The sequence below is a fragment of the Tenacibaculum sp. MAR_2010_89 genome (genome assembly GCF_900105985.1).
Taxonomy (GTDB): domain Bacteria; phylum Bacteroidota; class Bacteroidia; order Flavobacteriales; family Flavobacteriaceae; genus Polaribacter; species Polaribacter halocynthiae.
Window position 1 is genome coordinate 1614279 of sequence record NZ_FNUB01000005.1, and the last position, 22985, is coordinate 1637263.

Consider the following 22985-nt stretch of genomic DNA (forward strand, 5'->3'; position numbering starts at 1 on the left):
TATAGGAAATTTAAATAGCTATTGGCCATTGGTCTTGTTTAGGAAATAACTGTTTTTTCCAAGCTTGTATTTCTAAATCTGTTAACAAACAATTTTCTAATTCTTTGATCATTTTTATTTTGTTTAGATGTTGTCCGATAAAAACTAACTCTATTTTTCTATCCCCAAAAGAAGAATCCCAGGTTGATTCAATTAAATCTTTATTTTCAGTAAATGAAGCATAATTAATACGTTCAGAAAAAGGCATAGAAGCCCACCAAACACCTGCGCTATCAGCTTTGCAAGAGCCTCCGGCAGAACTCCACAATAAAGCTTGATTAGGTCTTGAAGCTAGCCAAAATAAGCCTTTACTTCTGATAATATTTTGTGGGAAATGTTGGTTTAAGTAGGTTAAAAAACGTTCTGGATGAAATGGTTTTTTATTTCTGAATACAAAAGATCCAATACCGTATTCTTCAGTTTCTGGGACATGTTCATTTTCTAACTCTTTTACCCAACCAGCTGATGCTTCTGCTTTTTCATAATCAAATAAACCAGTATTAAGAACATTTTTTAATTCAACTTGAGACTCATTAGTTGTAATGATTTCAGCTTCTGGATTTAATTTATGAATAATAGCATGAAGTTCTTCTACTTGTTCAGTGGTTACAAGATCAATTTTATTAATGATTATTACGTTTGCAAATTCAATTTGATCAGTTAATAAATTTACAATAGTTCTATTATCACCCTCTATATTTGTAAGTGATCTAGTTGTAAGATAATCTGAACTTGAAAAATCTTTTAAGAAATTAAAAGCATCAACAACTGTAACCATTGTGTCTATATAACTAAAACGACTAAGATCTATCTTCCCATCTTCACTTTCAAAACTAAATGTTTGTGCAACTGGAATAGGTTCACTTATACCTGTACTTTCAATTAATAGATAATCAAATTTATTTTGAGATGCTAGTTTTTCTACTTCTACCATAAGGTCTTCACGAAGTGTACAGCAAATACAACCATTAGACATTTCTACTAGTTTTTCTTCAGTTCTAGATAGTGTATTTTCATTTTCAATGAATTGAGCATCAATGTTAACTTCGCTCATGTCGTTAACAATTACCGCTACTTTTAAACCTTTTTTATTATGTAGTACATGGTTTAATAATGTGGTTTTTCCAGCTCCTAGGAATCCACTTAATACTGTTACTGGTAGTTTTTTCATGTTGTTTTTGAAATAGTTAATGGTTTATATTTCAATTTAATTTAAAGATGTTCTTTTTTAGTATCCGACTTTTTTAATGCATTCACATGAGTAAAAGTCTTAAAGTTTATAGGAAAGCTTATTAAGCACTTAACTTTTTATCTTCCGTGTAATTTCATGTTTGGTAAATCATTAAGATCTCTTAAGTAATAATCAAAAAAACTTTTAGTTTGAGAGAAAAATTCATCACGAAATTCTCTTATTCCATGATCAGCTCCTTCGAATAAAATAAAACGGACTGGATGTTTATACTTATATAAGTTGCTTACTAATTCTAATGATTCAGTAGCTTGAACACGCCAATCTGAGCTTCCATGCATTATTAAAATTGGTGTTGTTTTACACATTTTATTAGCCCAGAATACAGCAGATCGTTTTTTAAGTTCTTTCTCTTTGTTGTTGTTATAATTTGGAATATACTTGGCGTATACATGTTTTTCAAATTCTGGACGATTTTTAAGAGCTGTAAACGCATTGGCTGCACCAGCAAGAACTACTGCAGCTTTAAAAGTACAAGTTTTTTTAAGGGCTAGGTAGGTCATCATGCCACCTCTACTAGCACCTTCTATACCTATTCTAGAGGTGTCCGCATTTTCAATTTCATTTAAAGTAGGAATAAGGTTTAAAACATCATTTACGTCACTTCCGCCTATTTCTTCTTTTCCTTCACTTCCGCTATATCCTCTATATTGACTAGCTGCTACAACATACCCCCAACTTGCAAGTTTTCCAAGAAAGAAACCAACGCCAGTTTCGTTCCATTCTCCAAAATTTCCAGTTCCTCCTCTATTTGAAATGATACAAGGAAAATTACCTTCCCTAATTGGTTTAGCAATAAAACCTTTAATTTTTAATGAGTCAGATAGGTATGTTATACTATAAAACTCAACTTTTTTTAATGCTGAAATCATATTAGAATCAGCCTTTTGAATTTTTGCTAGTGTTGCCTTACTTAAAATAAGTTTTTCTTTCTTTATAATTTTTCCATTTTGAGCATGTAAATTATAAGAATTGTAAAGAATAAAAAGTAAAATTATAGCTAGTTTATACCTCATGATTTCTTAATCTTGATTAAGATTCTATTTTATTAAGCAAATTCATTTTTTCGATTAAATCGCCTGTAATAGCAACAACAGCTGGTTTAGGAATACCATCTTTATCAAAAGGCCATTTGCTTGTAGGATTTTTTAGATCTCTAGTTTGTTCTCCTGGATGTTGTACACTTAAAAATAATGTTTTACCATCAGGAGAGAACCATGGTCCGGTAAATTCAGCATCCATAGGAGCAGAGGCAACTCTAACTACTTTTCCTGCATCTATACCGTGTCGTGGTATTACAAATAAGCTATTGTTTTTAAAGGGAACATAAGGTTTATTCTCTCTGTTCATAGAGTTTCCAGAGATGTCAGAGGTCATCCAAAGATTTCCTGATAAATCAAAAGCTAAGTTATCTGGGCATGAAAAACCGTTAGCTTCTCCACCTGCTTTATAGGTAGAAGCTTTAAAGGTTAATGCATCAAAATCAAAATTATTTTCTTCAATTTTTAAAATAGAACCATGAAAATCACCTTTACTTTTGTTATTGGTTAATGAAACAAAAATGTTTCCAGTTATTGGATCAATTTCAATATCTTCAGGTCTGTTTAATTCAGTTGCACCTAGAAGCTTTGAAGCTTCTCTAGCTCTAATTAAAACCTCTGTTTGATTTTTAAATTTGTCTTTTAAAATAGGTTGACTATCCCAGTCTAACGCAAGCCATTTCCCATTGATAGTGTCGGCAACATAAAGTGTACCTTCTTTTAAAGATTGTGGCTTTGAAGAAATGAATTTATATAAATGTTCATCGTTTTTATCATCTCCAGTATATGCTACTACTCGTTTATCTTTAAGTTCATATAATGTACAACATTCATGAGCAAACCTTCCTAGCGCTATATGTTTTTGAGCAGCTCCACTGTTTGGGTCTATTTCTACTACCCAGCCATAATGTTCGGGAGGATAATTGTAAAATTTTTCCCACCCATAGCTACTTGGTTGATGAGTAGCTACATTTGTTTCATCATATTTAGTTTCACCAAAGCAACTATCATAATTTTCTTCACATGTGATAAATGTTTTCCAAGGAGTAATTCCTCCAGAGCAATTACTATTTGTTCCAATAACTGTGTTTTTTCCTTTAATAGGATGATCCCAGTTAAGGTTCATTGGAGTTTTAGCTGTTATTCGTCTGTTATGTGGATCGTTTGGAACAATTTTCCATATTCCATCCTCTTCTTTAACTCTTACAATGCTTCCACCAACATTGTACATTTCTTTATCAACTTGTTCTTTTGTTTTATCTTGATTAAGTTTTTTTGATTCTCTATAATTAAAGTTTGAGACAAAAAGGGGGTTTACGTATTCATGATTAACCCATAATAATCCATCTTTAGGATTATTATCATCAAAAGGGATGTAACAATTAAAGTCATTGTTAAATCCAAAAGTGTCGGTGTCATTAATTTTATCCCCCCATTTTATTATGGTATGATATTCTAATCCTTTAGTTAATACTAAATTATCTTCGTTTGTAGGAGCTAAAGCTTCTAAAGTAACTTTCTTTAGTTTTTCAAGATTTTTATAAGCTACTTTCTTAGTATTTGAAGGAGTACTATTTTTACCACAGCTAATTAAAAAGGGTGGTGAAATAATAGCGCCTAAACTAGCTTTGCCTAAAAAGGAAATAAACTTTCTTCTGTTGTATTCCATTTGTATTTAATTTAGGTAATGTTTTTGAATACAAATTAGGTTTGGATGAATGTTTTCAAAAATATTCTCAAACCGATTGTAAATCTTACCATTAATTTTTAACTTAGAATTTATAATACTACCTAATTCAAACTGTAACTCTTTTATTTTATAATTCAAGAAATAAGAAAGAATTGAAAACTGACTATCTGTATTTTTCCACAATACTTCAGTATGTTTTTTTTGTTGTATAATTTCATCGTATAGTCTTTTTAATCCCCTTATTTTTGAAAAATCTTGAGTACTTAATGCATCGTTAATAATGTCATTATTACTAGATAAAATAAATGATATTTCTTTAATGTTATGTTTATTAATTGTTTGCTTTAGATACTCAATCGTTTTATTATTAGTAACAAAAGAATTTCCTAGTGAGGTGTAAAAATAATTTTTACACTTAAATTCATTGTTGATAGTAGATTCTAAACAATCTGTAGGACATAAAAGGAAAAGACGGTTATGCATTAGTTTATAGCTTCAGGATTATAAGGGAATGAAGAATGGTGTAAATCAATTTTTAGTTTTCCATTAACAAGTTTATAACTAAAAGTATATTCAACTTTTGCTTCACTACCGTTTAAATCAGTAAAAAAATAGTTACCCATAGCTAATGCGCGATTTTCTTCTAAAATTAGATTAGAATTTTCAAAACGTACTTTTGTCCATGGCTGTATAGCGAATCCTTTATCCTCTTCACAAGCGCGATTTTCTCCAGCAATAAAATAAGATAAAGCCTCTGGTTTTGTGGGTCTGAATTGTTCTAACGAACATTTAGTCGGTTTAAATGATACCAATCCAGATTCAAAGTTATAAAGTTCATCAAGAAATTGACTTGCAAAATTTTCACATTCAGTTCTGTTATCTTTTAATGAACCAATTTTTATAACTCCTTCTCCCCAGTTATTTTGAATGTTTACTATTTGTTCTTTAGTTATCATAATTTATGGTGTTTGATTATTAATTATATTTATAAATTCGTCACGATTTAATTTATCACTAAAAGATCCGCCATACTCTAAAGTTGTTGTGTAGCTATCTTTATCTTTTATACCTCTTGAAGAAACACATAGATGTTTAGCGCATATCATTACAATTACATCATCTGTTTTTAAAACGTTTTGTAAATTTTTAAGAATTTGTAGAGATAATCTTTCTTGCACTTGTGGGCGATGTGCATAGTAATCTACTAATCTGTTTATTTTTGATAAACCGATTACTTTATCTTTTGGTACATAAGCAATATGGGCATGTCCAGTTATGGGTAAAAAATGGTGTTCACAAGCTGAATCAATTGTGATATTCTGCTCAACTAACATTTTTTTGTAGCCATATTTATTTTCAAATATGGATAGTTTTGGTTTGTTTTTTGGAGCTAAGCCATAAAATAATTCTTTCACATACATTTTAGCAACTCTATATGGTGTTCCAGATAAACTATCATCAGTTAAATCGAGTCCAAGTTCAGTCATTATTTTTCCAAAATAAAGCTCTATATTTTTAATCTTTTCATCATCAGATTTATCAAAAGCATTTGGTAATAAAGGCGTTTCTATGTTAGAGCTTATGTGGTTGTCTCCAATTAATTCAATTTGTTTTTTATCCATGTTTTGTGCAGCATTTGTCATTTTTACATTGACAATATTTTTGATTATATAAATGAAGTCCCACTAGTAAAAGTGCTACTATGTATTTAATTGTTTCATGAAGATTGATTAACTGTGTTTTCTCATTAAGAATTACTGTAAATAAAGCTAACCAATTTATCCATAAAGCAGGTTTAATTATAGTATTAGAAGAGTTTTTGGTAGAATGATAAACAGCAAAAAAAGAAATAGTTAAAAAGATGTAATCTATCCATTGCCACCATGTTGGTGTTGCATTACAACAGCTCGTTGAGCAAGTTTGTACAATAAATAAAAAAGGAGTAGCAATGCAATGAAGCATGCATAATGTACTAGCAAGAATACCAATATTATCTGATTTAGATAAAGTAAGTTTCATGGGTTAAATAATTAAAGCAACTAAGTTGCGAATATAAGAGTTTCTTTTGAACTTGCAACTTAGATGCATAAATTAAGTGGTGTTAAAAAACACTTAAAATAATTTTTGAACCATGCGTAAGTACTAAATAACTGGTAATTATTATGTAGGAGATATTAAATCTAGGTTAGTTAGTAGAGTTTAAGGTATTAGTGAATTTGAAAATGAATGTGATCATCATGTCTAACTGCCTTACAACCTTGAAAGCGAACTTTAGTAGAACTTATACTTAATCGTTTTTTTAAATGAGGTTCAATAAAAATTTTTTGAACATTTTTATCTTTTGCAATTAAGTTAATTAAAAATGCATTTGCTGTATTTGAAAAAATCAAACTCTTGTTTGAACCAAATGTTAAGTATTTAGTGAAGTTATATTGCCAATATCCTTTTGATTTACAGAAATTAGTAGTGCTTTTTTCTTGCTCTTTAGGTATTTCAAAAATACCATAACCAGTGTTGGATGGTTTTTGATTGGTATGTTTTCCTGCTATATTTTTATAAATAAATGAAAGGTCTATTTTTTTTCCATCATTATGACTTAAGTGAGGTAGTAAAGGAAATCCATTAAGAAAAGGAAAATTAGCATCTAGATATACCAGTTGTAGATTCGGGTATTTATCATTAAATTTTTTACCTATAGTTTGTAATGATTTGTTTAGGGGAGTGCTTACATAGTTTCTGTTTAATACTATTGTTAAGTAGGAGTGAGGAGAAACAAAACTAGAATTACTTATTTTTTCTCTTCCACAAAAAGAGGCGATAGGTGGTATTAAAATAAATGTAGCTGTTAAATATATTCCAATAAAAATTGTTGTGTTTTTTAGTTTTTTGTACGGAGGGTTTTTTAAAAATAAAAAAGTTGACAGTATAAAAATTATACCGCCAACTTGAGTGATTATAGTTAGTAAAATGAAAATTAATAACTGTATTAATCTTTTCATTTTAAAACAATGAGTCAAACTTCCATGTGATTCCGCCTAATGCTTGAAATCCTTGAACCCCGAAGTTTGTATACTGCTGATAGTTGTTGTTTAAAACGTTTTTTAAATTTAAGAAAACAGAAAAGTCATCATGAAAATGGTACCCTCCATTAAAATTAATGTCTATATAACTTTTTAAATTTACAGTTGTAAAGGGAGAAGGTGTTATACCGTCATATTGTACGCCTTTTCTTTCTCCCACAAAAAATAAATTAGCTCCAGCATACCATTTATCAACTTTATAACTTCCAAATAATTCACCTCTAATTTTTGGTTCGTTCCATGGGTGTAACTGATTTTCAAGTGTAAATTTATTGAATTCAAGGTTAGCACCTACGGTTAAGTTTTTTATGCCTTCAAAAGCAACTTCACCAAAAAATGAAATTAACTTAGTGTCATTGTATATTACTCTAAAAGAGTTCCCAAACTCATAACCATTTAAGATAAAACCATTGCTGCCAGTAGATTTTTTTCCGTCAGATTTAGAATAGTTTAGTGTGTAAAAAGGTCTGTCTTCAATATCGGAATAGCTAGCCTTAAAATTATAACTAAATTGCTGACTCATTTTTCCTTTAATTCCTCCAAAGGCATTATATTTCTCATTAGTTTGAGTGACATCTAATGTAGGTGAAACATATGGATTGTTGTCAGAATAATTCTTGTACGTATTGTTTTTTAGACCTCCTGTAGCTCCAATAAAAATATTAGCAAAGTCTTTTACAATTGGATATGATATTTCTACGTCAGGATATAATAAAAAATGGTTTACAGTTTTTTCTATATCCATAGAAAAGTATCCTTTACCTCCAAGTTTTATAGATAAATCTTTTATATTGAATTTATAATAAGGATTAACTCCTAAAGTTAAAAAACTATATTTAATTTCATTTTGACTTTCATATGCGTTAGCAAATTTTCCACCTAAAAAATTGACAGAAGTTTTTAGTAACAGGTCATTTAAATTTCTATGAATTCCTTCTAAAGGAAAGTTGAAATTAACAGCAGCATCAATATTGAACTCACTACTACTGAAAGCGTCTGAAAAGAAAGAAACAGATCCGTTAGCGGTGTCTATATATGAATCATCAAAATTAATTTTTCCATAAAGGTTATAGTATCCATATGTTTGAGCTTCTTCAATAGCATCAATTGTACCATTTGTGAAATCAATATTTGTAGGCAATCCATACCAATTATATTTATTTCGTTCTAAATTTAATCCAGCTTCCCAAACAAAATAACGTTGAACTTGTTGGTGATATAAATCAATATCTAAATTATAGTAAGTACTACTTAGTTTGGTGTTTTCAACAGGGTCTAGTGATAGCAGAAGTTTAGCATATACACCAGATTCACTATCACGATTCATACTTTTTCTAATATATGTTTCTATAAAAGGAGATACAATATTACCAAATCCTGCAGAGATATAATTATCATATAAGCGCTCACGTTTTCCTAGACTTATCTTTTTTAAAGCACCACTTTTAGGAATAAAAGTAGAAGCAACAGGAACAGAAAATATTTGATAATCTAATTTTTTCTTTTCAGTTTCTTTCGTGTGCGTAATTGTAGGCTTTTCTTTTATTTTAAAAGCATCAGTAATTTTGGGAACATAAGAAGTAATTACTTTTACTACTTCTGTTTTTATAATAGTATCTTTTGCTTTTTTTGTGTTTTTATCTTGAGCATTTACAATTGATATTGTAAATAAAACAAGTAACCATACGTGCTTTTTCATTGATTTCAAGTGTTTAGCTTTAGTTTGTAACAAATGTTAGTTTTGTTTAGTTACTGATTCGTTGGTTTTTGCTTCTTTATTTTTAATAGTACGTAATTCGTTTTTAGCTTCTTCAATTACGTCTTTATATTGAGTGAAATTTTTAATAATATTCTCTAAAATATAGGTTGCTTGGTACGCATCTTTTAAAGCGTAATGATTTTTAGCCATAATAATATAGCTTTTAACTCCCCAATATTTATAGTTAGAATAATTAGCTATTAAATTTTGAATAGCTTTATTAGATTCATCGTATTCTTTATGATCATTTAAGAAGAAAGCATTGTAATAAAGGCATTCAGCTTTCAGTTTTCCAGTGGCTTTTTTATTCACCTCTATAAAGAACTCTTCAGCAGTTTGATAATCATCAGTTTTAAGTGATGCACGAGCTATAATAATTTTAGCATCTTCTATAACTGAGTTATCTATTTTTCCATTACTTAAAACTTTTTCAGCGTAGGTAATTGCATCTGAGTACTTATTGTCATTATAATAACCTTTCATTAAATTACTTTGCGCAAAAATGATATTTTGAGGATAGTTTGCTTCTTTTTCTAATTGTTGTAGAATTCGAATTCCATTTTTCCAATCATCATTGTCTAAGTAAATTTGTCCAAGTTTAGCTAAAGACTCTTCAGTAAATTCATTTTTACTTTGTGCAGCTACATATTCATAATGTGGTTTGGCAGCAGTTCCTTTTTTAATTTTATTTAATGATTGCGCTAAATAAAAATGAGCTTTTAAAGCATTTACTCCATTCGGAAAACGTTGTAGGTAATTTGTAAAACCTTCAATAGCTTTGTTAGTGTTGTTTTCTAGAAATTTGTTTTCAGCAGATTGGTAGGTAGCATTGTCTAACTCGGCATTTGATACATTTACAAATTTTACATTTTTAACCCAAGAAGCATATTCATCAACTTTACCTATGTCTATATATACATTTTTAACGTTAGTAACCGCTTGTTTAGCTTCATTTGAATTAGGATATTTAGCTACAACAGCTTTATATTTTTGTATAGCTTTGTTGTTGTTATTGTTGTTGTAATATAAAAGACCTTGACGAAGTAAAACACTTGGAGCATAACTGCTTTTAGGATGTTTAGTTAGTATTCTATTATATGCAGCTTGCGCTTTAGGAACACTACCTGTTGTTGTATATGTATTTCCTAGCTGAAATAAAGCATCATCTTTTAATTGAGAATCTTCATAACTATTAGAAATTTTTCTTAGGTTTTCTATTTTATCATCACTTTTGCCTAAAAAACCATAGCTCATAGCTGTTTGGTATTGTGCATAATCTGCTCCAGTACCTCCTTCTTGAATAACTTTATTATAGGCAGCAATTGCTTTGTTATATTTTTTAGTGGCATAAAAAGCATCTCCTAATCTATTTGAAGCATCGTCATTTAAATCGTTATTATCATTTTTTTTATCTAAAAACTGTTGAAAATGATTAGCAGCATCACTATACTTTTTTAATTTGAAAAAAGTGTAACCAATATTATAATCTAACTGATTGAAGCTCGCAGAAGAATCATCAGTAACTAATAAAAATTGAGTTAAAGCAGTATTATAGTTGCCTAATAAATATTCAGTTTCTGCTAACCAATAATTTGCTTTATTAACAGTAATAGCATTTTCAGCTTTTGTTGCATTAAAAAAATAAGGTTTGGCTTCGTTTAACTTTTGCTCATTAAACAGTTGAATACCTCTGTATAAAGAAACCTCATTAGCTAGTTTTTCATTTTCAGGGTTTTTCTTGTTGCTGTTTAAGTATTCTAAAGCTCCTACGTAATCTCTTTGATGTAGGTATGAGGTTATTAAAAGTTCGCTAATTTCACTATTTTCAGGAGAAAGTGGATATTTAGCCAAATATTCTTTTAAAACTTCAGGTACACTTTTATAAGGATTTCCTTGGTCATAACTTAGTTTAGCGTAATTTAACCATGAACCTTCAGTAATTTTAGAATCAAAATCCATTTCACTTGCATTTTTAAAAGCATTTAAAGCTTCAGCTTTTTTGTCAAGTCTTAAATAACATTCTCCTAAATGATAGTATGCATTTTGAGCTACTTTATTGGTACCGCCAATAATTTTATTAAAATTTTTAATAGCAGTTTCATAGTTTCCCTTTTTATAATATGCGTATCCTAAATAATAGTAATCAGTATTAGTCCACTTTCCTTTAGTACCTCTATACTTTGTAAGGTAAGGAATAGCCTTATCGTATTGCTTTAAGTTAAAATAACTTTCTCCAATAATTTTTGAAATTTGAGAAACTTCTTTTTTGTCTTTAGAAGTGTTTAATAATTTTTCACCAATTTGAACAGATTTATCAAAACGACCAGCTTTAAAACTAATATCTAAAATATAATAGTTAGCTTTTGCTTGATAAGTAGCGTCATTAGCTAATTGACTTAAGTTGTCTTCTGCTTCACCAAAGTTTTCTTGTTTATAGGCTATGTATCCATAAAAATAACGAGCATCATTACCGTATATAGGATTTCCTAATAGCATTTTAAAACGTTCTTTAGCATCTTTTAAGTAGTTTGAAACTAAAAGACAGTAACCTATTTTATAATTTAATTCGTTTTTTTCTTCTTGGTTTAATAACTTATCATTTACTTTTTGATACCATTTTAAAGCATGTGCAGCTTTACGATTAGAAAAATAATAATTACCTACATTTAAATATGCTTTTTCTTTTTTATTACTATACGGATGGTTTTCAACAAAGCTTAAAACTTTATCGTTAGCATCATCTTGAACCAGCTTTATAGCACACATTGCGTCATAATAATCGGCATCAGCTTTTATGTTTTTATGAGGTTCAGATTCTTTTGAAGTTTTAACAAAAAGCTTTTGTGCTGCGGCATAAGCTTTATTATTATAAAGTTCAGTAGCTTTGTAAAAATCAGCATTATCTGTTGCATTAAATGTTGTTTTTTGTGCAATAATACCAGTTGTACAAGCTAAAAAAAGTAAAAAGAAAACATTCTTTTTAATACAATTAATTCTCATATTTTTTAGTTATCTAGAAACTATAACGTTAGTTTTTTATTTTTGTTGGAGGAATAATCATCAAAAGTAATAAATGTTATAGAATTACGTAATAAAATTTTAATTTTGTAAAAAACAATTTTACTTATGGATATACCTGTTTTACATCTTAACAAAGCTGATATTTATCAAAGAGATAATTTAGTTTTATCTAAAATCGACTTTACACTAAATAAAGGGGATTTTTATTATTTAATAGGAAAAACAGGTAGTGGTAAAAGTAGCTTATTAAAAACATTATATGGAGATTTACGTTTACAACGTGGATTAGGGAGTATTGTTGGATTTGACTTAAAAAAAATGCAAGAAAAAGATATTCCTTTTTTAAGAAGAAAATTAGGTATTGTTTTTCAGGATTTTAAGTTGTTGAATGATAGGAATGTATATGAAAATTTAGAGTTTGTGCTAAAAGCTACTGGTTGGAAAAATAAAGTAGACATGAAAGATAAGATTCATGAAGTGCTTGATAAGGTGGGAATGAAGGAAAAGTACTATAAAAAAACTTTTGAACTTTCTGGTGGTGAGCAACAACGTGTAGCTATTGCAAGAGCTTTATTAAATGATCCAGAGTTGATTTTAGCAGATGAGCCTACTGGTAATTTAGATCCTAAAACATCTTTAGAGGTTATGGAGTTGTTAAATGAAATACATAAAAGCGGAAAAACAATTTTAATGGCTACTCATGATTATCAGTTAATTGTTAAGTATAAGCAAAAAACAGTTAAGTGTGAAGGTGGTGAATTGTTTGAGGTAGTGCAACAACAAACAAATGTCTAAAGGCAATTCTATAAAAAATACTAAAACAGTCTTTGTTGCGGTAACTAATGATTTTTCTACGGATTATAGAGTTCAAAAAACATGTAGTTATCTTATAGAAAAAGGTTTTGAGGTTTTTGTTTATGGAAGGGTTTTACCAGGTACTTTTGAAATAAATATGCCGTATAAAATATATCATAAAAAACATTGGTTTAATAATAATGTTTGGTTTTATGCTGAATATAATATTAGGTTGTTTTTTTTCTTGTTGTTTAAAAAGTATGATTTTGTCTTGTCAAATGATCTAGATACTTTACCAGCATGTTTTTTTGCAAGCAAACTAAGAAAAACAGATTTGATATATGATAGTCATGAATTGTTTTCTGAAGGTCCAGAACTACAAGGTAGAAAAATAGTGCAAGGATTTTGGAGGAAATTAGAGAACTATTTTTTACCAAAGATTAAAAAATCATTTACAGTAAGTCAATCTATTGTAGATTTTTATCATAAAAAATATAACAATTCTATGGGGTTGGTGAGAAATTTACCTTTTGCTAATCAAGAAACAGTCTTTGAAGAGGTTAATTTTCCAACTCAAAACAAAGTAATTTTATATCAAGGAGTCTTAAACCCTGGTAGAGGAATAAAACCTATGATTGAAGCGTTAGCATTTTTAGAAGGTGTAGATCTGGTAATTATTGGGTATGGGAAAGTAGAGAAGGAGCTTAAAACTTTTGTAAAAGTAAAAAAAATGACAAATAGAGTTCATTTTTTAGGTAGAGTAGAAAGGGGAAAATTGCCTAATTACACTAAGAAAGCAACTTTAGGAATGGTATTAGAAGAGCCTTTAGGTAAAAGTTTTGAATATTCATTACCAAATAAACTGTTTGATTATATTCATGCAGAATTACCTATAATTGCGGGAAGCCTACCTGAAATAAAAAAGGTAATATGTAGTTTTGGTGTTGGTGTTTTAGTGAAAAATTATGAGCCTAAAAATATCGCTTTAACTATAAAATATTTATTAAAGAATAAAGATTTAATAAACCAAATTAAATCAAATCAAAAAATAGCAAAGGAAACATTGTGTTGGGAAAAAGAACAAAAGCAATTAGATAACTTTTTTATAAATTAAACTATTATTAATCCACAAATATCCATAATCATTCCTTCTTTTAATAATTTAAAAGAACTTAAAGAATGTTTGTTTAGTATAAAAAAGCAAACGTATAAAAATTATGAAGTGTTGGTTATTGATGGAGATTCCAGTGATGGAACTAAAGAATTTTTGAAAACACTTGATGCTCCTTTTTTTTACCTGTCAGAAAAAGATGAAGGTATTTATGATGCCATGAATAAAGGAATAAGTAAGTCGAAGGGAAGTTGGTTGTACTTTTTAGGTACAGATGATAAGTTTTATGACAAAGATGTTTTAAAGAATGTAGCAACGTTTTTTGAAGAAAAAGATTTGGAGTTAATTTTTGGAAAGGTTGATTATAAAATAAAAGGCTTCTATCCTTTTATTTATAGTAAAAACAAAACTGAAAAGAAAGCAACGTGGAACTGGAAAATTTGGATACGGAATTCAGTTCATCATCAAGCTACATTTTATAAAAAATCATTATTTGTAAATACTAAGTATAGTTTAAAATACAAGATTTTATCTGATTATGCGATGAATATAAATTTATACAAGAGAAAATTAAGTTATAAAATAATAGAGGTATTTATTGCACAATGTTTGTCTTCGGGAGTTTCTAAAATGGGAAAATGGAATATGTATAAAGAGGAAACTAAATTAAAAACTGAAGCAAGTTCTATGTTTTTTTATCCAGTATTTTATATTCTATCTAGTTGCAAATTCTTTCTGAAAAAAATACAATATGCAGTTAAGTAGAAAAGAAATAGGTGATTTGATTTTTAAAAGAATTACTGAAAAGAAAGATGAATTAAAAACTTTTTATAAAGAAAAGAAATCAACAATAGGATATTTTTTTTTAGATGATTTGTTGCCAGATGGGTTAGCTACTTGTATTTATGATTCTTTTCCTGAAGTTGAAGTTACTAAGCAGAAAAAAAGTATTAGAGAGTTTAAGTATGTTGCTTATCAAATGAATACGTACAACGCTTTATTAGAGGAGGTTGTTTATGCGTTTCAAGAAGAAAAAAATGTAAGGTTAATTAGTGATATTTGTGGGTTGGATAAAGTGTATGCTGATGAAAATTTATATGCAGGAGGATTATCATTAATGAAGAAGAATAATTATTTGAATCCACACTTAGATAACTCACACGATAAAGATAGAGATAAATGGCGCGTTTTAAATCTATTATATTACGTTACTCCTAATTGGAAATTAGAACATGGAGGTAATTTAGAGTTGTGGGAACAAGGCTTGAAGAGCAAACCTGTTGTAGTAGAAAGTAGATTTAATAGGTTAGTTGTTATGGCTACTCATCAAAACTCATGGCACTCAGTTAGTAAGGTCAATGTTGATGCGGTAAGGTGTTGTATTTCTAATTATTATTTTTCTGATATCTCATATTTAGAAAGTGATACATTTCATGTTACTACATTTAGGGGTAGGCCGGAAGAGAGGTTTAAAAATTTATTCTTGAAGATTGATAGTAATTTAAGATCTTTTTTACGAAAATTTTTTACAAAAGGTATTAGAAAAAATCCTCATCAATACCGAAAAAAATAGTTTTCCTTAACTTGTATTTAAATGATAAAAAGAGAAAACCCACTCCAAAAAAGAAGTGGGAAAATTGCTATGAAAAACTATGAAAAAGAAACATAAGTTATGTTTCTCTTATCTTAAAGACGTTTGAAAATTAATAATCTTACAAAGAGAAGAAGATTTTAACGTTTTTTTATAAAAAAAAGCCTGAGTTTTTTAAACTCAGGCTTCAAATTAAAAATTTATTTTTAAAAGCTAATTAGAAAGATAACGCTTCGTTATTTTTCTTTACAGCTTCAGCAGAAGCAGTTAAATGTTCTTTTTCAGCATTGTCTAACTTAATTTCAACAATACTTTCAATTCCGCCTTTACCTAAAACAACAGGAACACCAATACATAAACCAGATAAACCATATTCACCATCTAATAAGGCAGAACAAGGGAATATCTTTTTTGTATCACATGCAATAGCTTGAACCATTCCAGAAACAGCAGCTCCTGGTGCATACCAAGCAGAAGTACCTAATAAACCAGTTAAAGTTGCACCTCCAACTTTAGTATCTTGTTTAACTTGTTCTAGTCTTTCTTCTGTTAAAAATTCAGATACTGGAACAGAATTTCTTGTAGCTAAACGAGTTAAAGGAACCATGCCTTTATCAGAGTGTCCTCCGATAACCATTCCATCAACATCAGATATAGGAGCTCCTAAAGCTTCAGCTAAACGGTATTTGAAACGAGCAGAATCTAAAGCACCACCCATCCCAATAATTCTATTTTTAGGTAAACCAGTTGCTTTGTGTACTAAGTAAGTCATTGTATCCATAGGATTAGATACAACAATAATAATAGTATTAGGAGATTGTTCAACTAAGCTAGCTGCAACAGTTTTTACAATACCTGCATTAATTCCTAACAACTCATCACGAGACATTCCAGGCTTACGAGCAATTCCAGAAGTAATAACGCAAATATCTGAACCAGCAGTTTTGCTATAATCTCCAGTAGTTCCAACTATTTTTGTGTCAAAACCATTTAAAGAAGCAGTTTGCATTAAATCCATAGCTTTACCTTCTGCAAAACCTTCTTTAATATCTACTAAAACAACTTCTGAAGCGAAATTTTTAATAGCAATGTACTCTGCACAACTTGCGCCTACAGCACCTGCTCCTACAACTGTTACTTTCATTTTATATATTTTTTATTGAAAATTATTAATAAGATGCACAAAAATAGCTATTTGTATAAGTATAAAAAAGAAAAACCCATTGATATTTCAATGGGTTTTAGTTTTTTATTGTTTAGCTCTCATTTTGGTGTATTCAAGTATATATTCACTAAAATAACGCCATTTAATATCTTTTACTGGATACTTTTTCATGAACTCTTCGCAGTCTCCAAATAAACCTTCGTATCTCACTTTTAATTCTTTTTTACGAAGCCAAAATATAACTCCGTCCTTTTTTATATAGTATGATTTAGCAAGACCTCCAGCAACATTAAAACCAAACATACCTAATTTAGTTGTTTCTTTAGCTTTAGGGTCTCCGAAAACTTCAATATATTTACTAAAAGTAGGGTTTACTAATTGCATCATATATTCTTTTTCCTTTTTCCTGTTTTTAAGAGATACTTTCTGATTTTTAAAATAAATATATCCTTGGTTAATAACTTCGTTATCTAGGTCAGAACGTTCCCATTGTCTTACGTCATAAACATGCCTGAAAGATTTAGAAAGCTTTTCTAAACCTCCTGGGTATAAGTACATTTCTTTAATCTTTTCAGAATAAAATTTTAATTTTTTACGAGACTTTTCTTCTTTAATTTTAATATAATAAATCTGTCCCTTCTTTCTATCTACATCTTTTTTGTAACCTTCTATTTTTGTTCCATCTTTTAAGATTACTATAGATAGCTTTTTTCCAGAGTAACTATTGTATACTTTGTCGAATAGATCTTTTCCATTGATTGTTTTTTCTTCTTTTTTTTGGCTAAAACCAAATAAGCTTGTAAAAAAAAGTACTAATAAAATTTTTGTTTTCATATGTAGTATAAATTTTTAAAAGGCAAATGTACTTAATAAATGTTAAAAACTGTTAAAATAAAAACCTCATTGAATTTCAATGAGGTTTAATCTTGTTATGTAGGTTTTTTGATTTTATCTAAAACTAAAAGCAATACCAGCGTTTACTGTATTGTATTCTTGTAAAGAATAACTTCCAAAAATTTTAAAGAAACCTAAACTTACTCTTGCTCCAATTGTAGTGTTAAAACTACTAGAGTTAAATTTTAAACTAGGAGGTGTTAATGCTACTTTCTGCTCTCCTCCAAGTGAGGTAAAACTACCGATAAAGGTACCACTCATTCTTAAATCAGCATTTCCAGAATTATAACCTAAACCACCAAAAATGTTTATGAATGGAAAATTTAAAGAAGCAATAGCTTGGAATGAAAAAGCAGATAAACCAAATTCTCCAATTCCATTTCGTACTTCTAAAGAACCAGTTGTTTCATTTCCAAAACCATAATTTACATCTAAATTAGAATAAGCAGCTAATAAAGAAACATGCAAGGGAAGTTTATCTAAAGGTCCAAACCAACTTGTGATTTCTTTTTTTAAACCAATTCCATACATACTAACTTTTGCTCCGTCATCACCAAATTTTGTTTCAGGAAAGAATCGAGCCATAACTTCAAATTTATAAGGTAATCCTAAACCTACTTGTACAGCAGGTGCTGGAACAGCTTTTAATGGTAAATCACCAATTATTCCTCCAGGTAATTCGAAATTAGCTGTTACTTGTTGGTTTGCTCCACCTACATCTATTGTTCTGGTAACTGTAAATGTTGTAGGAGTATCTGGACCTGCAAAAGTAGCTGCTGAGGTTGAAGTAGAAGTGATAGATGAACCTGCTCCTAAAGCGTTTTGAATGTTAAAAGTTTCTTTATCTGAAGGAATAAAACTAGCGTTTATACCTATTGTAATATCAAATCCGAATTTTTTATGAACTTTAGCTGTATGATACCATCCACTATTCATACTATTTATTAATCCTTCCATTCCAGGGTTGAAATATGCTTGGATTAGGTTACCGGCATCTTTTGTACTACCTAGAATAGCTTGTTCAAAACCATCTTGAGCTTTAGAACTTGTAATCATGGTAAAAACAGCTATAAAAATTAAAATACTTTTCTTCATTGTTTTACAGTTTTTGATTAGTATATGTGACTTTTAAATATAGTAAAAATATGTTAAATTATATTATACCTAGTATTAGGTAGTTTTAGATATAAAAAAAGCTCTCATTGTGTATGAGAGCTTTTTGTATGATTATTTTTAAAATTATGCATCAATATTTGCATACTTTGCATTCTTTTCAATGAATTCTCTACGTGGTGGAACTTCGTCTCCCATTAACATAGAGAAAACTCTGTCAGCCTCAGTTCCACTGTCTATAACAACTTGACGTAGCGTTCTGAACTCTGGATTCATAGTGGTATCCCATAACTGTTCAGCATTCATCTCTCCAAGACCCTTATATCTTTGTATAGAAGCACCGCCACCTAATTTTTGAACAATTAAATCACGTTGGTTATCGTCCCAAGCATATTCTCTTTTTTGACCTTTTTTAACTAGGTATAAAGGAGGAGTAGCTATATAAATGTATCCTTGTTCCACCATGTCACGCATGTAACGGAAGAAGAAAGTTAATATTAAAGTAGCAATATGCGAACCATCTACATCGGCATCACACATAATCACTACTTTGTGGTAACGTAGTTTAGATAAATTTAAAGCACGAGGGTCTTCTTCTGTTCCAATAGATATACCTAAAGCAGTAAACATATTTTTGATTTCTTCATTCTCAAAAACTTTATGTTGCATTGCTTTTTCAACATTTAAAATTTTTCCACGAAGCGGTAAAATTGCTTGAAAGTTACGGTCTCGACCTTGTTTTGCAGTTCCTCCTGCCGAATCTCCCTCAACTAAGAATATTTCACAAGCTGCAGGATCGGTTTCAGAGCAATCTGATAATTTACCAGGTAAACCGCCAATACTCATAACAGTTTTACGTTGCACCATTTCACGAGCTTTTCTTGCTGCATGACGAGCTTGAGCTGCTAAAATTACTTTTTGCACAATTGTTTTAGCGTCATTCGGATTTTCTTCTAAATAATCCGTTAACATTTCTGAAACTGCTTGTGATACTGCAGAAGTAACTTCTCTATTACCTAATTTCGTTTTAGTTTGCCCTTCGAATTGAGGCTCTGCAACTTTTACAGAAACTATGGCGGTTAATCCTTCACGAAAGTCATCACCAGAAATTTCGAACTTTACATTTTTAAGTAAGCCTGATTCATCTGCGTATTTCTTTAATGTGTGAGTAAGTCCACGACGAAAACCAGATAAATGAGTTCCTCCTTCATGTGTATTAATGTTGTTTACATATGAATGTAGGTTTTCAGCATAAGAAGTGTTGTATACCATTGCAACTTCTACAGGAATTCCATTTTTTTCACCTTCCATTGAAATAACGTTCGCAGTTAATTGCTCACGAGTACTATCTAAATATTTAATAAATTCAGGGAGCCCTTCAGTAGAATGAAATGTTTCATTAATAAAATTACCCTCATCATCTGTGTTACGTTTATCAGTTAAAGTGATAGTAATACCTTTGTTTAGGTAAGCTAGCTCACGTAAACGAGCTGATAATGTATCATAGTTGTATTCTGTTGTTTGTGCAAAGATTGATTTGTCTGGTAAAAAAGTAACAATGGTTCCAGTAAAATCTGTTTCCCCAATTGTTTTAACAGGGTACAATGTTTTACCTTTTGCGTATTCTTGCTGCCAAATTTTACCTTCTTTATGTACTGTTGCGGTTAAATGATCAGATAAAGCGTTAACACAACTAACACCTACACCATGTAAACCACCAGAAACCTTGTAAGAGTCTTTGTCAAACTTTCCTCCAGCTCCAATTTTAGTCATTACAACTTGTAATGCAGAAACACCTTCTTTTTTATGAATCCCAACAGGAATTCCACGACCATTATCTTTGGTTGTTATTGAATTATCTTCATTAATAGTAACTTCAATAGAATCACAATGTCCTCCCATTGCTTCATCAATAGAGTTATCTACTACTTCATATACTAAATGATGTAAACCTCTAACACCTACATCTCCAATATACATGGATGGACGCATACGAACATGCTCCATACCTTCAAGTGCCTGGATGCTATCGGCAGAATAATTATGTTTTTTTTCTTCGCTCATATTATTGAGTTAATTAATTAGTATCATTTTTTCAAAAAAATAACCGCATGAAGCGATTATGATTTCTACAAATTTACATTTTTTTAACTTTAAAATAAAGTTTTTAAGCTGTTTTGATTAAAAAATATTAACAATTGTGAATAGTAAAAAAATGCCTTAAAAGCTTTAAAAATGGGTTTATATTGAAAGAGAAAGTTTTTTTGTTCTTTTTTGTGAGTGTAAGAAGTAAAGAGTTTCTTAGGAGCGATATTTTGTGATTTTAAAAACAATGAAAAAATATTAATCAGTCGCTTTTAGCATTAAAAAAGTATTACTGATAAAAGGTAATATTAAAGTTGCATATTTTTAACCTTTTTGATGTTTATAGTGGTTTATTAATTGGTATGTTTTGTTTTTGTTAATTTATTTTTAATAAATTAACATTTTTAACATAATTTATTGTGTTTTTTGTATGTTTGTTTGAAATAATAAATATTAATCAATAAATTTTTTAAAAATGAGAATCCCCCGTATTCTATTAAAGACATTATTAGTGTCTTTGTTAATTACAAGTTGTAACTCTTCAGATGAGTTAGTTGAAAACCAAGCGGTATTATTGGAGTCAAATTCGGTAAATAAAAAAGAAGTTACTTTTGAATTTATCGACTTGATGAAAAATAAGAGTTTTAAAAGTAAAACGCTTAACATGTTGTCAAGGCAAAAGCCGAGTGTTAAGATGTCTAATATTTTAGATGAAACTATTGGTTTATCTTTAAAAAGTGAGTCATTTAACAGGTTATCAACATTAACTAATAAGTTAGAAGAAAAAGCCGATTCAGATAATGCTCCTGATAAAATTGAAATATTAGAGGTATGGTTACATAACCCTAAAAAGGACATGAATGTTGATGAGTTATTGTTTTCATATGCGCCTAAAGGAAATGAAAAAGACTGGAAGGTAATTGAAGCTTTTACTATTAATAAAGAAGTAGTTTATCTAGATCCAAAAGAAGCACCAAATAGACCTGTTATAGTTATTGAAACGAATGGTTTTGAAACTTTAAAGAAAGAGGTTAAGTTTATGAATAGGTATCTTAGAGAACAAGGTGTTCAAAATAATAGATTTGATACTTCAAAATTAGATTTAAGAGCAACTTCTTCAAGGAGTGCTGGTTTACAGACGACTAAATTAGATAAGATAAGATTAAATGATGATGAAGAGCCATGGATTAGTGGAGCTGCTGAAGTGTATGCTATTACTTCTGGAATAAAAGATGGTAATAACAAGCCTGAAATAAAAATAATACCTATGTATTATTTAGATTATGAAGATAAAGATTATTATCCTAATCAAATATTGTTATTTTGGGATGATTATAAGTATCAGGCTGCAAATATTCAGTTGTTTGAAAAGGATGACAATGTAAATTATAAAAGTTTAGTATCAACTATAGTTAGTGGTGTTTTTCAAATTATAGGAACAGTTTCAACTCAACCTTGGGTTAACGTTTTAGGGCAAGTAGCTGGAGCTATTATACAAGCAATGCCAGATAGTTGGTATACCAATAATGATGATTATGTAGATTCTTTTTATACAATTGAAAAGAATAAAAATTACAGAAATTATTATGGAGCTAGAGGAAATGCAAGAGTGAATTTATCACCATTTTTTGTTGCATCAAATTAATAGATTAGAATTAGTTGAAATTAAAAACTCCCTGTTTATCAGGGAGTTTTTTTGTTAGAAGTTCCAATTAATAAAAGGGAGTGTTCTTTTTTTATTTTTATTCCATAAGCCAATTTGTATACCTTTTAAGTTTTTTGTTTTATTGAATAAGCCAATTTGAATTCCGTTAATTTTTGTAGAATAATTCTCGAAAGAAATTTGAATACCATTAAAATTTTCACTGTACCCTCCATAAGGGCCTGAAATCATTATGCCATTACCTTTTTTAATCCCATTTCCCCCAAAAGCTATCATTATACCGTTACCTTTTTCAATAGAATTTGTTAAGCCAGCTAATGAAATGCCATTTGAATGTTTAATATTATTCATAAATAATGTTGTAGAGATACCATATATATCTATTCCTTGAAAAGTGCCAGTAGATAAATTTATTCCGTATATTTTATGATTTACTTCTTGTATTTCAGGAACTTTTGAGGCTAAAAAATATAGAAAAGATAATGGGAATATTTCAAGTCTAGCGCCATAAGTTCTATTAAGATTTTTATAATTTGACTGAGTAGGATAAAAGCCTAAAGAAAGGCCGTATACATCTGAGTTTTTTTCATGTTGAGTTCCTATTAATGGCCTGAATTTTCTTTTTTGAGCGTAGGTATTATTGCCTACTAAAAATAAAATAATAAGGAAAATAGTAAAAATAACCTTCAT

The 22985-nt window shown here is 29.4% G+C and carries 20 protein-coding genes; 5 read left to right on the top strand and 15 right to left on the bottom strand.

Going from position 1 to position 22985, the window contains the following annotated elements; translation table 11 throughout:
* Positions 1-10: 10 nt before the first annotated feature.
* The 10 genes from BLV71_RS10625 to BLV71_RS10670 form a co-directional block, all read right to left on the bottom strand.
* On the bottom strand, positions 11-1210 hold the full coding sequence (locus BLV71_RS10625) for a GTP-binding protein (protein WP_093870527.1): 1200 nt from the start codon (positions 1208-1210) through the stop codon (positions 11-13).
* Between the two features lie 137 nt (positions 1211-1347).
* Positions 1348-2304, bottom strand: a complete 957-nt coding sequence (locus tag BLV71_RS10630) for an alpha/beta hydrolase family protein (RefSeq protein WP_093870528.1) — start codon at positions 2302-2304, stop codon at positions 1348-1350.
* Between the two features lie 16 nt (positions 2305-2320).
* A complete protein-coding gene (locus BLV71_RS10635; RefSeq protein WP_093870529.1) occupies positions 2321-3997 on the bottom strand; it encodes a PhoX family protein in 1677 nt (558 codons plus the stop codon).
* A 6-nt stretch (positions 3998-4003) separates the two neighbouring features.
* Positions 4004-4501 carry a hypothetical protein gene (locus BLV71_RS10640; protein WP_093870530.1) on the bottom strand — a complete coding sequence of 166 codons (498 nt, stop codon included), beginning with the start codon at positions 4499-4501 and terminating at the stop codon, positions 4004-4006.
* The gene (locus tag BLV71_RS10645; protein WP_093870531.1) at positions 4501-4974 is read right to left on the bottom strand and encodes a hypothetical protein; all 474 of its coding nucleotides are present in this window, start codon (positions 4972-4974) and stop codon (positions 4501-4503) included. Before BLV71_RS10645 ends, BLV71_RS10640 begins: the two co-directional genes overlap by 1 nt.
* Positions 4975-4977: 3 nt before the next feature.
* Positions 4978-5640 (bottom strand): GTP cyclohydrolase I FolE, encoded by a 663-nt coding sequence (folE, locus tag BLV71_RS10650; protein WP_093872008.1) that lies wholly within the window; start codon positions 5638-5640, stop codon positions 4978-4980.
* Positions 5633-6037, bottom strand: coding sequence for a MerC domain-containing protein (locus BLV71_RS10655; RefSeq protein WP_093870532.1), 405 nt, complete (start codon positions 6035-6037; stop codon positions 5633-5635). Before BLV71_RS10655 ends, folE begins: the two co-directional genes overlap by 8 nt.
* Before the next feature lie 188 nt (positions 6038-6225).
* Positions 6226-7017, bottom strand: a complete 792-nt coding sequence (locus BLV71_RS10660; protein ID WP_093870533.1) for a hypothetical protein — start codon at positions 7015-7017, stop codon at positions 6226-6228.
* 1 nt (position 7018) lies between these two features.
* Complete coding sequence (locus BLV71_RS10665; RefSeq protein WP_093870534.1) at positions 7019-8797, bottom strand: TonB-dependent receptor; 1779 nt, start codon at positions 8795-8797, stop codon at positions 7019-7021.
* A gap of 36 nt (positions 8798-8833) precedes the next feature.
* A complete protein-coding gene (locus BLV71_RS10670) occupies positions 8834-11857 on the bottom strand; it encodes a tetratricopeptide repeat protein (RefSeq protein ID WP_093870535.1) in 3024 nt (1007 codons plus the stop codon).
* A gap of 126 nt (positions 11858-11983) precedes the next feature.
* Between BLV71_RS10670 and BLV71_RS10675 the strand changes: the two genes are divergently transcribed.
* Genes BLV71_RS10675 through BLV71_RS10690 form a run of 4 tightly spaced genes read left to right on the top strand, consistent with a single transcriptional unit; the run spans position 11984 to position 15357 of the window.
* Positions 11984-12673 (top strand): cell division ATP-binding protein FtsE, encoded by a 690-nt coding sequence (locus BLV71_RS10675; protein WP_093870536.1) that lies wholly within the window; start codon positions 11984-11986, stop codon positions 12671-12673.
* Complete coding sequence (locus BLV71_RS10680; RefSeq protein ID WP_093870537.1) at positions 12666-13787, top strand: glycosyltransferase; 1122 nt, start codon at positions 12666-12668, stop codon at positions 13785-13787. The genes BLV71_RS10675 and BLV71_RS10680 overlap by 8 nt, the downstream gene beginning before the upstream one ends.
* Positions 13788-13811: 24 nt before the next feature.
* Entirely contained in the window at positions 13812-14549 is a 738-nt protein-coding gene (locus tag BLV71_RS10685; protein ID WP_255405277.1) for a glycosyltransferase family 2 protein, read from the top strand.
* Positions 14536-15357, top strand: coding sequence for a 2OG-Fe(II) oxygenase (locus tag BLV71_RS10690; RefSeq protein ID WP_093870539.1), 822 nt, complete (start codon positions 14536-14538; stop codon positions 15355-15357). The genes BLV71_RS10685 and BLV71_RS10690 overlap by 14 nt, the downstream gene beginning before the upstream one ends.
* A 235-nt stretch (positions 15358-15592) precedes the next feature.
* Here BLV71_RS10690 and mdh read toward each other — a convergent pair whose 3' ends face one another.
* The 4 genes from mdh to gyrB form a co-directional block, all read right to left on the bottom strand.
* Positions 15593-16519, bottom strand: coding sequence for a malate dehydrogenase (gene mdh / locus BLV71_RS10695; protein WP_093870540.1), 927 nt, complete (start codon positions 16517-16519; stop codon positions 15593-15595).
* Between the two features lie 105 nt (positions 16520-16624).
* Positions 16625-17374 carry a hypothetical protein gene (locus BLV71_RS10700; RefSeq protein ID WP_093870541.1) on the bottom strand — a complete coding sequence of 250 codons (750 nt, stop codon included), beginning with the start codon at positions 17372-17374 and terminating at the stop codon, positions 16625-16627.
* 114 nt (positions 17375-17488) lie between these two features.
* Positions 17489-18529 (bottom strand): DUF6588 family protein, encoded by a 1041-nt coding sequence (locus BLV71_RS10705; protein ID WP_093870542.1) that lies wholly within the window; start codon positions 18527-18529, stop codon positions 17489-17491.
* Positions 18530-18673: 144 nt separating this feature from the next.
* A complete protein-coding gene (gyrB, locus tag BLV71_RS10710; RefSeq protein WP_093870543.1) occupies positions 18674-20611 on the bottom strand; it encodes a DNA topoisomerase (ATP-hydrolyzing) subunit B in 1938 nt (645 codons plus the stop codon).
* Positions 20612-21107: 496 nt separating this feature from the next.
* On the opposite strand from gyrB, the gene BLV71_RS10715 reads away from it, so the two are divergent.
* On the top strand, positions 21108-22277 hold the full coding sequence (locus BLV71_RS10715) for a DUF3103 family protein (protein ID WP_093870544.1): 1170 nt from the start codon (positions 21108-21110) through the stop codon (positions 22275-22277).
* Between the two features lie 54 nt (positions 22278-22331).
* Here the strand turns inward: BLV71_RS10715 and BLV71_RS10720 are convergent, their stop codons facing one another.
* Positions 22332-22985, bottom strand: coding sequence for an LA_2272 family surface repeat-containing protein (locus BLV71_RS10720; RefSeq protein WP_143032778.1), 654 nt, complete (start codon positions 22983-22985; stop codon positions 22332-22334).

Coding starts and splice junctions, on each gene's coding strand:
- BLV71_RS10700 (WP_093870541.1), bottom strand. CDS start 17,374: ATGAAAACAAAAATTTTATTAGTACTTTTTTTTACAAGCTTATTTGGT.
- BLV71_RS10690 (WP_093870539.1), top strand. CDS start 14,536: ATGCAGTTAAGTAGAAAAGAAATAGGTGATTTGATTTTTAAAAGAATT.
- BLV71_RS10715 (WP_093870544.1), top strand. CDS start 21,108: ATGAGAATCCCCCGTATTCTATTAAAGACATTATTAGTGTCTTTGTTA.
- mdh (WP_093870540.1), bottom strand. CDS start 16,519: ATGAAAGTAACAGTTGTAGGAGCAGGTGCTGTAGGCGCAAGTTGTGCA.
- BLV71_RS10645 (WP_093870531.1), bottom strand. CDS start 4,974: ATGATAACTAAAGAACAAATAGTAAACATTCAAAATAACTGGGGAGAA.
- BLV71_RS10660 (WP_093870533.1), bottom strand. CDS start 7,017: ATGAAAAGATTAATACAGTTATTAATTTTCATTTTACTAACTATAATC.
- BLV71_RS10680 (WP_093870537.1), top strand. CDS start 12,666: ATGTCTAAAGGCAATTCTATAAAAAATACTAAAACAGTCTTTGTTGCG.
- BLV71_RS10630 (WP_093870528.1), bottom strand. CDS start 2,304: ATGAGGTATAAACTAGCTATAATTTTACTTTTTATTCTTTACAATTCT.
- BLV71_RS10640 (WP_093870530.1), bottom strand. CDS start 4,501: ATGCATAACCGTCTTTTCCTTTTATGTCCTACAGATTGTTTAGAATCT.
- BLV71_RS10635 (WP_093870529.1), bottom strand. CDS start 3,997: ATGGAATACAACAGAAGAAAGTTTATTTCCTTTTTAGGCAAAGCTAGT.
- BLV71_RS10665 (WP_093870534.1), bottom strand. CDS start 8,797: ATGAAAAAGCACGTATGGTTACTTGTTTTATTTACAATATCAATTGTA.
- folE (WP_093872008.1), bottom strand. CDS start 5,640: ATGGATAAAAAACAAATTGAATTAATTGGAGACAACCACATAAGCTCT.
- BLV71_RS10705 (WP_093870542.1), bottom strand. CDS start 18,529: ATGAAGAAAAGTATTTTAATTTTTATAGCTGTTTTTACCATGATTACA.
- BLV71_RS10720 (WP_143032778.1), bottom strand. CDS start 22,985: ATGAAGGTTATTTTTACTATTTTCCTTATTATTTTATTTTTAGTAGGC.
- BLV71_RS10625 (WP_093870527.1), bottom strand. CDS start 1,210: ATGAAAAAACTACCAGTAACAGTATTAAGTGGATTCCTAGGAGCTGGA.
- BLV71_RS10655 (WP_093870532.1), bottom strand. CDS start 6,037: ATGAAACTTACTTTATCTAAATCAGATAATATTGGTATTCTTGCTAGT.
- BLV71_RS10670 (WP_093870535.1), bottom strand. CDS start 11,857: ATGAGAATTAATTGTATTAAAAAGAATGTTTTCTTTTTACTTTTTTTA.
- BLV71_RS10675 (WP_093870536.1), top strand. CDS start 11,984: ATGGATATACCTGTTTTACATCTTAACAAAGCTGATATTTATCAAAGA.
- gyrB (WP_093870543.1), bottom strand. CDS start 20,611: ATGAGCGAAGAAAAAAAACATAATTATTCTGCCGATAGCATCCAGGCA.